This window comes from Actinomycetaceae bacterium MB13-C1-2, assembly GCA_035621235.1.
GTDB lineage: Bacteria > Actinomycetota > Actinomycetes > Actinomycetales > Actinomycetaceae > Scrofimicrobium.
Genome location: CP141731.1, coordinates 501,621 through 516,480 on the forward strand (window position 1 = coordinate 501,621; position 14,860 = coordinate 516,480).

8 protein-coding genes and 1 pseudogene are annotated in these 14,860 nt (G+C 57.9%); 1 reads left to right on the forward strand and 8 read right to left on the reverse strand.

All coding sequences use genetic code 11. The features are described from left to right. Positions 1-40: 40 nt before the first annotated feature. The 5 genes from carB to U6G28_02100 all read right to left on the reverse strand — a co-directional run bounded on the left by carB (position 41) and on the right by U6G28_02100 (position 10,076). Positions 41-3,346 (reverse strand): carbamoyl-phosphate synthase large subunit, encoded by a 3,306-nt coding sequence (carB, locus tag U6G28_02080; GenBank protein ID WRS30503.1) that lies wholly within the window; start codon positions 3,344-3,346, stop codon positions 41-43. Between the two features lie 3 nt (positions 3,347-3,349). Next, on the reverse strand, positions 3,350-4,495 hold the full coding sequence (gene carA / locus U6G28_02085) for a glutamine-hydrolyzing carbamoyl-phosphate synthase small subunit (protein WRS30504.1): 1,146 nt from the start codon (positions 4,493-4,495) through the stop codon (positions 3,350-3,352). Between the two features lie 326 nt (positions 4,496-4,821). After that, positions 4,822-7,245, reverse strand: a complete 2,424-nt coding sequence (locus tag U6G28_02090; protein WRS30505.1) for a LuxR C-terminal-related transcriptional regulator — start codon at positions 7,243-7,245, stop codon at positions 4,822-4,824. A gap of 94 nt (positions 7,246-7,339) precedes the next feature. Then, entirely contained in the window at positions 7,340-9,298 is a 1,959-nt protein-coding gene (locus U6G28_02095) for a hypothetical protein (protein ID WRS30506.1), read from the reverse strand. A 358-nt stretch (positions 9,299-9,656) separates the two neighbouring features. Next, positions 9,657-10,076, reverse strand: a complete 420-nt coding sequence (locus tag U6G28_02100) for a pyridoxamine 5'-phosphate oxidase family protein (protein WRS30507.1) — start codon at positions 10,074-10,076, stop codon at positions 9,657-9,659. Between the two features lie 258 nt (positions 10,077-10,334). Here U6G28_02100 and U6G28_02105 point away from each other — a divergent pair, with 258 nt between their 5' ends. Continuing rightward, positions 10,335-10,691, forward strand: a complete 357-nt coding sequence (locus U6G28_02105) for a hypothetical protein (protein WRS30508.1) — start codon at positions 10,335-10,337, stop codon at positions 10,689-10,691. 232 nt (positions 10,692-10,923) lie between these two features. Here U6G28_02105 and U6G28_02110 read toward each other — a convergent pair whose 3' ends face one another. The 3 genes and pseudogenes from U6G28_02110 to U6G28_02120 form a co-directional block, all read right to left on the reverse strand. Then, the gene (locus U6G28_02110; protein ID WRS30509.1) at positions 10,924-11,205 is read right to left on the reverse strand and encodes a hypothetical protein; all 282 of its coding nucleotides are present in this window, start codon (positions 11,203-11,205) and stop codon (positions 10,924-10,926) included. 979 nt (positions 11,206-12,184) lie between these two features. Further along, the gene (locus U6G28_02115) at positions 12,185-12,823 is read right to left on the reverse strand and encodes a CatB-related O-acetyltransferase (GenBank protein ID WRS30510.1); all 639 of its coding nucleotides are present in this window, start codon (positions 12,821-12,823) and stop codon (positions 12,185-12,187) included. A 35-nt stretch (positions 12,824-12,858) separates the two neighbouring features. Beyond that, positions 12,859-14,847, reverse strand: a pseudogene (locus tag U6G28_02120) (cation-translocating P-type ATPase). Positions 14,848-14,860: the final 13 nt, after the last annotated feature.

The window sequence follows — 14,860 nt, forward strand, 5'->3', positions numbered from 1 at the left end:
CCGAAGTCTGTCAGCAACGGAGTCAGACGAAGACCCCTCACTACGCGTCAGGGCGGATTACGTACTCCTGTAGTGAGTGGACCTCGAACGGTGCCGCCCTCTGCGCCTCGATCCCCTGGACTGCGGCGGCAAGTTGCTGCACCGTTGTGATGATGGCTTTGTCCGAGGCGACGGCAGCCGCGCGAATCTCATATCCATCAGCCCTGGCCCCAGAACCACTCGGCGTGTTCACGACCATGTCGACCTCACCGTTCATGATCAGGTCAACGATCGTCGGCTCACCATTCGGTCCGCGCCCCTGCGAGTACTTTCGTACCACGGTGGACTCGATTCCGTTTCGCCGCAACACCGAGGAAGTGCTGGTCGTCGTAAGGATATTGAAGCCTAGTTCAACCAGTCGCTTCACCGGGAAAATGATCGATCCCTTATCACGGTCTGCCACCGACACGAAGACTGTGCCACTCGATGGCAAACCACCAAAAGCCGCGGACTGCGATTTAGCGAATGCTGTCGGGAAGTCCTTGTCGAACCCCATTACTTCGCCGGTCGAACGCATCTCTGGCCCCAGCTTCGAGTCGACCGTACGCCCGTCGGCGGTGCGGAACCGTTTGAATGACAGGACCGCCTCCTTTACCGCAATCGGTAGGCTGAGGTCAGTCGAGCTTCCATCGCCTTCCGCCGGAAGCACCCCGCTCTCGCGTAAATCAGCAATGGTTGATCCGGTCATAACCAGGGCAGCAGCCTTCGCCAGCGGTACACCTGTCGCCTTCGAAACAAAGGGGGCGGAGCGAGACGCACGAGGGTTGGCCTCAAGCACATAGAGAACGTCACTGAGCAACGCGTATTGAACGTTGAGTAGCCCTCGTACCCCAACGCCACGAGCGATCGCCTCTGTTGACTCCGCGATCCGTCTGATCACCCGGGGTGACAGCGTCACTGGGGGAAGAACGCACGCCGAGTCACCGGAGTGAACTCCCGCTTCCTCAATGTGCTCCATGACCCCACCAAGGTAAAGCTCCTCACCGTCATAAAGGGCGTCGACATCAATCTCGATGGCATCGTCCAGGAAGCGATCAATGAGTATCGGGGCGATCTGGTGTGTCGCCGATGCTTCGGCCTCGCCGAGAGCTCGCCGAACATAGTCGGAGAGTTGTTCTTCCGAATAGACAATCTCCATTCCTCGGCCACCAAGCACGTAACTGGGGCGAACGAGGACCGGATACCCAATCCGATCCGCAACCGCCTTCGCCTGTGCCAGTGAGGTCGCCGTGCCAAATGCGGGAGCGGGAAGATTGGCATCGGTGAGAACCTGACCGAAAATGGACCGATCCTCGGCAGAGTCAATCGCGTCGGGGGACGTTCCAAGAATCGGCAGACCCGCTTCCTCCAAACGCTGGGCAAGCGAAAGAGGGGTTTGTCCACCGAGTTGGACAATGATGCCCTTGATGGGACCAGCAGCAAGTTCGGCCTCGTACACCTCGACGACATCCTCAAGGGTGAGCGGCTCGAAGTAGAGGCGGTCGGAAGTGTCGTAGTCAGTGGAAACAGTCTCAGGGTTGCAGTTAACCATTACTGTTTCGTACTTCTCCGAGAGCGCGAGGGCGGCGTGAACGCAAGAGTAGTCGAACTCGATTCCCTGGCCGATGCGGTTCGGGCCAGAGCCGAGAATAATGACGGCCTCGCGCTGACGCGGCTGAACCTCGGACTCCTCGTCATAGGTGGAGTAATAGTAGGGAGTTTCAGCGGCGAACTCGGCAGCACAGGTATCTACGGTCTTGTAGACCGGACGGATACCAAGGGCGCGGCGAACCTCGCGAACCGCAACCTCACCCTCAAGGGTGATACCGCGGAGTTGGGCAATCTGCAGGTCGGAAAGACCGTGGCGCTTGGCGTTCTTCAGGACGGACTTGGTGAGGGCAGGAGCCTCTGCGACCTCCTGGGCGACCTCGTTAATCAACTGAATCTGGTCGATGAACCAGGGGTCGATCTTGGTCGCCTCAAACACTTGCGCGACAGTGGCACCGGCGCGCAGGGCTTGCTGAAGTTGAACGATTCGTTGTTCGGTTGGGCGCTTGATTTCTTCGAGCAGTTCGTTAACGTCTCCGGGATTACCCTGCCAGTGGAAGGTCGAGCCGGCCTTGTCGATTGAGCGCATCGCCTTGCCGAGGGCCTCGGTAAAGTTGCGGCCCAGGGACATCGCCTCGCCCACCGACTTCATGGTGGTGGTGAGGGTGTCGTCGGCGGCGGGGAACTTCTCGAAGGCGAAGCGAGGAACTTTGACCACGACGTAGTCCAGGGTCGGTTCGAACGAGGCAGGAGTGGAGCCGGTGATGTCGTTGGGGACCTCATCCAGGGTGTACCCGACAGCAAGCTTGGCGGCGAGCTTCGCAATCGGGAAGCCGGTTGCCTTTGAGGCCAGGGCCGAAGAGCGGGAGACGCGTGGGTTCATCTCGATGACGATGATGCGACCGTTCTCAGGGTTGACCGCGAACTGGATGTTGCAGCCACCGGTGTCGACGCCAACTTCGCGGATGACAGCGATCCCGATATCGCGGAGACGCTGATACTCGCGATCGGTCAGGGTCAGGGCAGGGGCGACTGTAATCGAATCGCCAGTGTGGACGCCGACAGGATCAACGTTCTCAATCGAGCAGACCACGACGACGTTGTCGGCGCGATCGCGCATTAGTTCGAGCTCGTACTCTTTCCAACCAATAATGCTCTCTTCGAGCAGCACCTCGGTTGTGGGCGAATAGTGGAGGCCTTGTCCAACGATCTGTCGCAGGTCAGCCTCGTCATATGCGATGCCTGAACCCAGGCCGCCCATGGTAAACGAGGGACGAACAACGACCGGGTAGCCGAGGTCCAGAGTCGCCTCAAGAGCCTCACCCATGGTGTGGACGATGTGGGAGCGAGCCGACTCACCGCCGCAGTTATCAACGACCTTCTTGAACTGCTCGCGATCCTCGCCCTTTTTGATCGCCTCGATGCTGGCGCCAATGAGTTCGACACCGTACTTCTCGAGGACGCCAGCCTCGTCCAGAGCAATAGCTGCATTGAGTGCGGTCTGGCCGCCGAGGGTCGGAAGCAGCGCGTCGGGGCGCTCCTTCTCGATGATCGAGGCGAGGACATCCGTCGTCAGCGGTTCAATATAGGTGGCGTCCGCAAACTCAGGGTCCGTCATGATGGTCGCGGGGTTGGAGTTGACCAGGATGACGCGGATGCCCTCGTCGCGTAGTACCCGGCAAGCCTGGGTGCCGGAGTAGTCGAACTCGCAGGCTTGGCCAATAACAATCGGGCCGGAGCCGATCACCATAACCGATGAAATGTCAGTTCTGCGGGGCATGGCTCAAGCCTCCTTCATCATTCGGGCGAAACGGTCGAAGAGATAGGCGGCATCGTGCGGGCCGGCCGCAGCCTCCGGATGATACTGGACCGAAAAGGCAGGAATATCGAGACAGCGAAGACCTTCGACCACATTGTCATTGAGACCGATGTGGGAAACCTCGACCATTCCGTATCCGTTTGGGGATTCCACCGGGCCATCGAGGGGAACGTCAACGGCGAAACCGTGGTTGTGCGAGGTAATCTCAACCTTGCCGGTTGCCAAATCCTTGACTGGCTGATTGATGCCGCGGTGACCATAGCGCAGCTTGTATGTTCCGAAACCGAGCGCACGGCCGAGGATCTGATTACCGAAACAGATGCCGAAGTACGGAATCTTGCGATCGAGAACTTCGCGGAGAAGCTCTACCTCGTGCGTCGCCACAGCTGGGTCACCCGGGCCGTTAGAGAAGAAGACACCGTCGGGATTCAGCGCGAGGATGTCGCCGATGGTAGAGGTAGCAGGAAGAATCTCGACCCTCACCCCGCGCTGAGTGAGGCGCTCGGGAGTCATGGACTTGATCCCCAAATCGAGTGCGACAACGGTGGCGATGGGCTCACCAGCAGGCTCGACGGTATACGCCTGTTTCGAAGAAACCTCACGGGCGAGATCGGCACCGTCCATGAGAGGGGCGGCTCTGACCTCCTCTACCAGGTCAGGAATGCGCCGGAGCAGACCGTGTTTGTCAAGGAGCGTGTCACCAGAGAAAATACCCCCGCGCATTACTCCTCGTTCACGCAGGTGTCGAGTAAGGGCGCGGGTGTCAACCTCCGAGAGGCCAACGATCCCCTGATCTGCGAGGTATGTGCCAAGTTCGTCCTCAGCTCGCCAGTTCGACATTCGCCTCGCGGCGTCGCGCACCACAAACCCGGAAACCCAAATACGGTTCGACTCCGGATCAGTTGAGTTCACCCCGACGTTCCCGATGTGCGGGGAAGTCATGACCACGATCTGTTGGTGGTACGAGGGATCGGTGAGCGTTTCCTGGTATCCGGTCATTCCGGTGTTGAACACGATCTCACCGAAAGTCTTACCAGTTGACCCGTAGGCCTTCCCTGAGAACACTCGACCGTCCTCAAGAACTAGCTGGGCAGAGGGGGTTTCGGTCACGGCGACTCCTCACGGTTGCGTCCGCGGGTAAATCTACAACGCTCGGGCGAACAGCTTCAGATCGGTCTCATAGTCCGCCCCTATGAGGGGTATCTATCTGCGTGGCCGTGTCTGGCTGACGTAGTTTGGCATATCCGGCGGGGTCACCGCTCGTTCTGATGTTGAGCCAGGCCACTCCGGCGGATACTCTGCCGCAAAGTCTGGGGTAGTGGGCTGGAAGCCCACGGTATCTGCCAGTGTGGCCGTTTTTAACCAGCCTGGGTTCTATGACGAGGAAATGCCCCGTCGGATTCTGTGCAGATCCGAGATGTTCTGAAAGCTCGGACCTATGCCCCGCCCATCAGTCCCAGGCGCCGCGCGGCAGCGACCGCCTCACCACGGCTGTGCACGCCCAATTTCCTATAGATGGAAACCGACTGCTTCTTCACGGTATTGGGTGACACAGACAGCGAATCGGCGACCTCCACGAGGGTTTTGTGCTCACTCATTGCGCGGAGGACTTCCCCCTCCCTGGTAGTCAATGCCACCATGGCTTCCCGCCGAGGATAGACCTCCTTCCGAGCGGAATCTGGCCTAGTGATCGGCTGAATGTCATCCTCTCCAGCTAATACTTCCAATCGGCGGCGCAGATCATCGGGCACCGTCAATAAAATCGCCCGACTGGCAACGTCTTCTAGGAGTGAGCACGCTCGGGAATACAGTTTTCCTGCCTCCTCGTCGTCGCCCTCCTCTAGTGCTGCAACCGCCTCCATGAGCGTCAGCTCTGCCACATCACGGGCGTTGGGCGAGGCGCTCCACACGCTGTTGCTAGCTAACGCTCGGGCTTCCGAAGTGTCTCCCCGCAACAGAGCCAACCGGACCTTGGGAACATCCATTTCCGGTGCTCTATCGGTGATCGACTCTATCGCCAACTCAGCACCATGAAGTTCTCCTACACTCATCAAGAGGTCAGCGGCGCAACGAGCTAGGACCGTCCTATTGCGCCGAGAGAAAGGAAGCTGATCTGAGAAGAGTGCCCTCGCCCTCTCAATTTCCTTGAGAGCAGCGGACGGACTCCCAAACAGCAGGGCGTACTGGGTATTTGCGAGGGTCACAAGCGGCCACTGTTCCCAACTGTCTTCTAGATCGTCGAGCGCACTGAGAGCTTGTGCGGCGCCGCTCGCATCCAAGTCCTCAATTCGCTTCATCGCCCGCGTCAGTTGACAGTTTGCACGAACCCCTGGAAGGGTCGCGACCGATCCCAAATCGTCAACCACTCTGAGTAGCCGATCACTCTCGCGCGAGTGTCCGGTCACCTGATTATGTAAAGCGGTGCGTGCCGCGACAAAGGCAATGAGGTAGTTCATTCGTGAGAGTTGCGCATGCACTAATGCTCGCTCGAATAGCTGGAGGGCCGTGTTCCTATTCCGGTCAGACATTGCCGCGAACGCCCACTCGACCTCGAACCAGGCTAAGAACATTAGCGCCTCACGTGCGTGTGTTTCCCTGCGAACGTTCACGTATCTGCCGTATCTTTCCCGCGCGACCTTCATTGCGCCGGGCGCATCTCCAGACCGACGCAGATCGCGAACTGAGACGGCTCCAATCGCAAGAAACAGGTCTGGGTCCACCTTGGAACGAGTCGCGAGAGAACTCGTTATCGACGTCCGAGTGCCGACGGATGTCTGAGGCTCCAAAATTGAGTCCGCCAACATACTAATGGCCCATAACTTAGGGTGCTTGGCTAGCGCATTTGCCGGTAGCTGCGCGTAGATACTTAGGTCCGTTCCATACGTTGAAAACAGACTTGCTCCGTGCTGATCCCAAAGAGTCTCGAGAGTTCCCCACGCACCGGCAGCCCTCGCATGGCAACAGACGGTGCTAGCTAGCGCGGGAGGCGTACCAGAATTGACGTAGTAACGTACTATTTCGCGATGAAATGGGACTCCTGCATCCGTGTCCAGATCCTCGCTAAAGACCTCGCGAAGCGGAGAGACAACTCGGAACACTGGAGTAGTGCCTATTAGTTCCGTCCTTTGCATCAAGCCTGAGCTTGTCAGCGTTCTTAGAATCGACGCAGCGCTGCCGCGAGCACTACTCTTCTTTTGCCCTGGGTAAAGGGTGAAAAGTGTTTCTAAAAGATCTTCAGTTACTTCTCCAGCCGCAGCGCATATGGAAAAGCCCTGCCTTGTATCTGGGTCGCTGATCGAGTCCAAGACCTGTAAGTGAGTCCTCCGCTTCGTCTCAACAAAACCTCCCGAAATGTTCGTATCTTTGTGGTCGAGAGCCCAACGTATCGGCGCAAGCCACCCATTGAATTCGCTCCGGAGGCTCGATAACAGATCCGAGCGAACGCTGTATCCCCAGTGGGCAGCTAAGGGCACCATCTCTTCTTGTTCAGCCGCCAGGGCGTTCTGATCAATCAACTGCATTTCCGCAGTCCCTAACTGATTCCACTGCCGAGAAAGCGATCCGGGTTCGGTGCACAGCAACAGGTACAGGCCTGCGTGCGCATTTAGGGTCTTTGAGAGCAGCGAGACAAACCCTTCGTCAGAGGGGACGACAAAATCATCGATTGCGACGACCACTTCCTTTTCCGGTGTAGTCGGTGCGAGGCGCTCAAGCGCAGCGGCGACCTGTTCGGAGGTGCGCACCGTCGTCGCGTCTACCCACTCTCGTCTAATTCTGGGCGGCAACTGGTTCATCCACTGGACTGCCAACGTTGACTTCCCAGAGCCGGGCAAACCCTCCACAACCGTCAGCGGAGCCATGCGAGACATTCGCCTCAACAGCCTCTCACGGTGGAGGTTTTCTGTAGCGATACGAGGAACCGACATCAGTACGTCATCTTTCGTTCTACTGCAACTAATCTATACGGCGCGCTCCCCTGACCAACGCCACGCCCATCGCGATGGCCGCTGCGGCGACGCCAGCACTAGCCGCGATGGCCGTACCGGTGTTGGGCAACTTTGGCGGCCCAGGTTTGGCAGGTTGTTCAGGAGGAGGCTGTTCGCTTTTCACAACCGGCTCCGGTGGCTCCTTCACGGCACAACCACCCTCCTCATCACAAGGCGGCACACCACTAAGCTCCTGCGGCCTCACCGCACAACCACCGTCTTCATCACAAGGTGGTACACCACTAAGCTCCTGCGGCCTCACCGCACAACCACCGTCTTCATCACAAGGTGGTACACCACTAAGCTCCTGCGGCCTCACCGCACAACCACCGTCTTCATCACAAGGTGGTACACCACTAAGCTCCTGCGGCCTCACCGCACAACCACCCTCCTCATCACAAGGCGGCACACCACTAAGCTCCTGCGGCCTCACCGCACAACCACCCTCCTCATCACAAGGCGGCACACCACTAAGCTCCTGCGGCCTCACCGCACAACCACCCTCCTCATCACAAGGCGGCACACCACTAAGTGTCTGTGGCTTAAGAGGCGTGTTGGTGAAGACGCACGAGATCGCCGCTCCTGCGGCACCCCTGTCTGGAACCACGAAACTTCCGCTGACACCCCGACCATTCGCTAACGGCACACCATCCATGGTGCAGGCCCACGTTGTCGTATAGTCCGTAGCGCTTTCAGGTTTGTTTCCGAACGTCTCTGAGATTTGGTATTCCTTTCCCGGCCTAACTGCGACCGGGCCCGCATAGTTCTCCGGGTTCGCATCTTGGACTCCATCTGAGTTCCCCGACGTCATGCCAGTATTCCCTGAGACTAAACCGTGTCCTTCGATCCGAACTCCAAACTGGTCGTTGTCTTTAGCTCTGCCTGCGGGCAGATTCTTGAGTACCTCCACCGAGTACGGCATGGCACAGGATGCAAAATCACCGACTCGGTCTTCGGTCTGCATCTGAATCTCGTTCATAATCGACCCGGATGCGGGATCAATGGTTCGCACCAAACCCTTACCTGTTCCCACGTAGAGCATTCCATCTGGCCCGAAGGCAGCCGATCCATAAATGTCCTGAGACAGACTGGCGATGGCCTTAGCTTTGAGTGTCACGACCCCGGTGGCGTCGCGCTCAACAACTGGCTCCACCACGTACAAAGCGTTATCCGAGACAATGAATAGTCGACCAGACGCGTCGAATGCAAAGTCACCGTTTGTGCCGAATGGAAGCTCAATGCGGGCCAACAATCCATCAAGAGGCTGACCTGTTCTGGTGTTGAAGCCATATACCAGGACAGTCCCTTGGGACATTTGGGCATAATAGTAATGACCCGTCGAGGGGTCAAAGGCTCCCATCACGAACTCATTCATGGGGGAGACTCGAGTGATTTTGGAGCCCGTGAAAGTCTCTTGCTTACCGGTTGCCGCATTAAAACTGTAAATCTTCGGTGCTTGAACGCTTCCCGAGTTCCCAGTTCCGTCCTGCTGTACCGCCCAGAACGTACTTGTTTCACCATCTAGTGCCAGCCCATTCAAACGCTGTGAGTCAGTGGTGAACTGCCCAACCACACCAGTGCTTCCATCAACGGGATTGACCTCAAGGATGTTGTTCGGTGCAGTCTGTGCCAGCGCAAATACCGTGCCGCACAAATTATCTCCGATGCCGCGGTTCGGGTCGGACTCTATTTCCTTCGATTCCTCGCGCGCTATTTGGTCGCCCTGATCCGTTGCCGGAGAAAGCTCCTCCAAAGAGGGCAGAGTCTTCTCTCCCAAATCGGGTGTACCGCTCTCTGCCCCTCCCGATTGCTGAAAATGATCCTCTGGACTGGAGCTGTATGCTTGCGCGGGAACAGTGGCAGTCATTGTCGATGCCGCAACCAGACCCGCTCCTATAAGAAGGATGGCTCGCGCGTGTGATCTCATGGTCGCCCCCTTAGTGTGATTTCAACGCAACGGTACTGATCCACCTGAACGACCTACAACGGAACGGAGAAGAAGAAGGACCATATGGTCCACTGTGGGGTCCACCCGATGGTCCACTCAAAAACAAGGGGACGGCAACCCAGCTACGCGTTGATGCTTTCGTGTACCTCTTCACGCGACTGGGTCTTTTCGTTACGACGACACAGCAGTCTTGGGTGGCAAGACCACGTAGACTACGAAAATCAGGACAAGGTCATCGCCCTAGCATCCTGAACTCTCACAAACCAAGTGAACAAAACTCAGGCCACGTCACAACCAGAACAAACCCAGGATGCTTCATAGCGGCATTTGAGGACTGTTAGGCGATTAGGAAGTCTTCGGATTTGAAGTTGCTGTAGTAGCGGCCTTTCTTAGCCGTGAAGCGAACCACGCAGTAGTCGGGATCTTCCACGCCTTCGTGGTAGTACATCTCGTCGCCGTCCTGCCAGATTCTTTCCTTGGCCTCTGGGGTTTCCAGGATGTCCATGGTCCCGATCAGGCTCACTGCCCGGAAGAAGCGGCGATCAACGAAGTAAAGGCTCGCCTTGGGATTCTCTCTGAAGCACCTGGCCTTGTTTGACGAGGTGTTGGTGGAGAACCAGAACACCTTAATTCCTTCGCGTTCCCTCGGCGGTAGCAGGGCTTTCGTGATGGGGAACCCCTCGGGGTCTACATAACCCATGAGAGTTAGTGGAGCTTTGTCAACAAGCTTTCCAACAGTCTCTTCTGGATCACGCATGTTGCACCATTCCCATCATCTTCGATTAGCTAAAACTCCCATAAGCCTACGGTTTCAATCCGCAATGTGGGACAGCGGGTCAACCTTGGACCTTATCCCTGTTGAGGACTGGTGGTCAGTAATCCCGAAAAACAACGATGAACCCAGAGACATCGGTCTCTAGTTTCCGTTGCAAATATAGGACAAACGGGCTGGATACTGTGCGGAACCGATGGCTGTATGTACATTAGCAGACAAGCCAAAAATGGAGTCAAGAAAATGGAGACCACCGACTACAAAGACGCATATGAAGGCAGCCACTACACCATCTGCGGTGCCGGAGGCGACCTCGACGAGTGGGTGGCGGGTTACAACAAGATGCTCGCCGACCAAGGAATCGGCACCTCAACCTGCTGGTCGCAGACCGCTGGGGAGAACATCAACCACTATGCCGCCACCCACGGCGAAGTCACCGACCCCTTCCAAGGTGACCTGACGGTCCTGACCCTTCCTCTCCACGGGCCATATGCTAGCAAGCTCGCAATGTTCATGCTCACCATGGAAGACCGCTACTTCGATGACGTCATCGACAACATTGTCAACCCCGGATCACCAGCCGAGGACCGGGAAGAGTAAGGTCACCAGCTCTGAGAAGCCACTCCGAGGGAGGGCGGTTTTCTCACCTCGAGGCTTGCTTGAAGGGCCACTAAGACACCCTTTGGGATAGGTGAATGCCTTGGAACGCGTCAGCGGACGCACACCGAATCAGGCTCAGGCCACGCTTGTGCGTGTGGTGGCACATTCACCAGTGTCCACCACATGCAGGTCGTCACATGCTGGTGAGCCTCGGATGAGAATCGGCCTGGGGCTACTTGTCGTCTTGGAAGGCGAGTCGTTTGGGTGCTCGGAACACGAATGCTTCTACCACCGACCCCACTGCGGCAGCGAACCAAGCCCACTTCCAGAAGCTGTTGCTATCAAGGCCATTGATAACGAAGCATGCGGCTATCAGGAGCCAGAACGCAATGCTGAAACCGCGGTAGGCAGAGTAGCTTGTTGCTTTGAACTGAGCGATTATTGCCACCAGGGCGGCAACCAAGAACACCCAATCAAGGACCTCAAGAGCTTCCATTTCGTAGCTAACTTTCATTTAGACGACAGGTTTTTCAGACGCGCAAGTTCGCGACTGTCGGCAATTAGACTGTCGGCAATTATAGGTGGGCGAGGGCATCGTCCTTTCCACCTGGTGCGGTTCGGGGAACTTGGCAAAGCAAGTGGGAACCCCCGTTTTCTAGAGACACCAATCTTTAGCTTTCGTCGTAAATACGGGGGAAACCGGGTGGATAGTGTGCGAGCTGCATGGCCATACGTACATATGCAAACAATGCCGGAGGAGCCGAAAACGCGAAACAATAGAGGGACCTACACCTGTGACACCGAAGACCTCCAGATGCACACCGACCCTTCCTACAAGGCGGTCCTCCAATACGGAGATTTCGTCCTGGTTTCCGACCTGGTTGACACAAGGGCGGTGCGGAGAACCTGGCGCTCCACCAGACAATTACGCACGCCACATCTGGCGGTGCGGCAGCAAATACGAAGGCGACAAAGCCCGCTGCGCCCCCACGTCAATAGAACCCAGGTCGAGAAGCGTTCACGGTAGCCTTAGCTGACAAGCTCCAGCACACGCCAGACGCAGAAGGCCTGCGGGCAACCGTCGGTGCCGCGTTCAGCGCCGAGCACTGCGCGCGAAACTGACTGCTTTGGATGAACAGGCCGAAGGGTTGGACTTGAATGCCCGCGTGAACACGCTGATTAGCGCAGGTGCGAGTGCTGTCATGGGCCCTGACCAGTACGACGCCGACTACGCCACCCTCGAAAACAAATACCAGAAGGTAGACGCTGAACGCTAACAAGTAGCTGAAGCCATCCGGGGGCAGGAAACCCGCAGCCGCCAAGCCCGCCAATTGCGCGACTACCTACAGACCCAGCCGCCCGTGGCTTACACGCCCCAATCGTGGAACACCCTCGTCGAGGAAGCCACAGTCAGCGTCAACGGCACGATAGAGATTCGGTTCAAAGACGAACCGGCAACCTAAGTTCGCCGCAAGGAACGAAGATGCCTTTCGCTAAAAACACGCCGCTAGATCGGCGGGCGTCCCGCCCATGATCACAGCAACGTTGCGGGTGATCTTGTCGATAGGCCAGTCCCACCACGCGATCTCTTGCAGGAGGGCAATCGCATCATCTGAGTAACGCGTCCGGATCCGTCTGGCGGGGTTGCCCACGACAACCTCATACGGACCAACACCGCGGGTAACAACGCTACCGGCACCAATCACAGCGCCATCTCCAATAGTGATCCCAGGCAGGATCATTGCGTCACGCCCGATCCACACATCATTGCCGATGACCGTGTCCCCGGGTTGTTCTATCGCCAAGAAGGTGTCCAACGTGGCCTCACCCCAGTCTCCGCCAAACATAGTAAACGGATAGGTAGACGGCCCAATCATCGGATGGTTGCCACCAGGCATGAGGATCTGAACACCAGGTGCGATAGCCGTGAACTTACCGATCCGCAACCGCTGGGGCCCATACAAGTACCTCACACAGCGCCGCTCAAACGGTGTCGGATCACCCCCAGAATCGGCATACGTATAGTCACCAACCTCAATGAACCCTGAAATGACCTCATTCTTCAAGAAAACAACATTCATGAGATCCACCCGAGTCGTCGGGTTGGACCAATCTGGATCAGGTACATCCACCAGAATCTCCTCAAGTGTTCACGCCCCCCCTGATACTAAAGCTGGTGAACCCGTTGTAAACCCACATCAGTATGCTCGCACCCGTCCAGGTTTCGATTCTGAGCGCGATCTGTCGGCCGGTTACGCAATAGCCTCATCGCATTCAGGATCACAACCAATACCGAGGCCTCATGCACTGCCATTCCCAAGGCCATGGTCACCGTGCCGCCAAACACGCCTGCCAGAAGCACGGCGACAGTCAGGAAAGCGACCCACATGTTCTGCACCATTACTCGCCGCGTGCGTTTCGCTAGCCTTATCGCCTGCGGTAGCTTAAGCAGGTCATCGACCATTAGCGCGATGTCTGCCGTCTCCAGCGCAACCGCTGAACCCGCCGCGCCCATTGCAACCCCAACGTTGGCGACCGCGAGAGCAGGGGTGTCGTTCACGCCGTCACCCACCATCGCAACCGTGTAACCGCGTGCCTGCAAATCGGCGATGGCCTCAAGCTTGCCCTCCGGCATCAGCCCACCGATGGCTTGGTCTGCGCCGACCTGCTCTCCGACCGCGCTGACCACGCGCTGAGAATCGCCACTCAGGATCACGACGAGGTCGACGCCCTCTTCCCGAAGCTCCCGCGCCATTTGAGCCGCGACCGGGCGGATCTGGTCCATCACTGCGATAAGTCCCAAGACCCGTCGCTCCACTGCGACCACCATCGGGGTCATTCCGCGAGCGGCCAGGTCGTCGATGACTGCTTCCACTTGGTCATGGTGCAGTCCTTTATGCCGGAATCACGCTGCGTTTCCCACCAGCGTCCGTTCGCCCTCAATGTCAGCGATTATCCCTTGGCCAGGTACCGTCTCCACATGCTCGGGCACTTGCGGCAAAACCACGCCCGCCTGGGTAGCCGCCTCCGTTACTGCCTTGGAAAGTGGGTGGCTAGACCCGGCCTCGGCGCGGGCAGCGACCCCCAACAGATCCGTGGAAGACACGTCCTGGGTCAGCGGAACGATCTGGGCCACCGCCGGGAGGTTCTGAGTAAGCGTTCCGGTCTTGTCGAGCGCCACCGCGTTGATTTTTGCTGAGCTCTCCAGGAATTCACCTCCTTTTATGAGGATGCCGTCGCAGGCGCCCCTACCGATTCCTGCGACAACAGCAACCGGGATGGAGATGACCAAGGCACCGAGGCAAGCGATCACCAGGAGCGTTAGTGCCAACACCACATCCCTCGTTACGAGGCCGGCGATGAGCGCGACCACCATGACTGCAGGCGTGTACCAGCGCGAAATCCTGTCGATTAGCACCTGGGTTGGCGCTTTGGCGTCCTGAGCATCTTCAACGCGGCGAATGATCCGGGCAATAGTCGTATCTGGGCCAACTCCTGTCGCCTGGACTTCCAGGAGACCGCTGACGCTGATGGTGCCCGCAAACACGCGGTCGCCCGAACGCTTCTCAGCCGGGATTGACTCTCCTGTGATTGTTGCCTGGTCAATCGCGGCACTACCCGCAGTGACCTCCCCGTCAACCGGCACCTTCTCGCCAGCCTTAACCAGAACAGTCTGTCCCATTTGGACCTGGTGAGCAGGAACCTCCTTTGGACCCTCGGATGTGAGCAGCGTCGCCCGGTTCGGCGCCACAGAGACAAGCTCGGTGAGGGCGGAGCGGGTCTTGTTGAGCGTCGCCACTTCGAGGGCGTGGCCCAATGCGAACAGGAAGGTCACTGCGGCCGCCTCCCAGAAGTTGCCGATCAGAATCGCTCCAATCGCGGCCACGGACACCAAAAGGTCAATGCCGATGGAGCGCACGGTCAAGGTGCGAACCGCCTGGGACGCAATCGGCCATCCGGCAACCAGCGTTGCCAAGAGCATCAGCAAGTCCGCAACCGTAAATCCCTGGGGTTCGGCATACCCGTGGCCGGGAGAGACAAGAAGCCAAGTGTTCTGAAGTGGACCGGGCAAACTCGCGCAGCTTCGCCAAGTGTTTACAAGGAGGTCGCAGTTTCCCAGTGGAGCCAAGGGAAACTTGTCGGATTCGCAGGGCATCCGGGCTACTTCG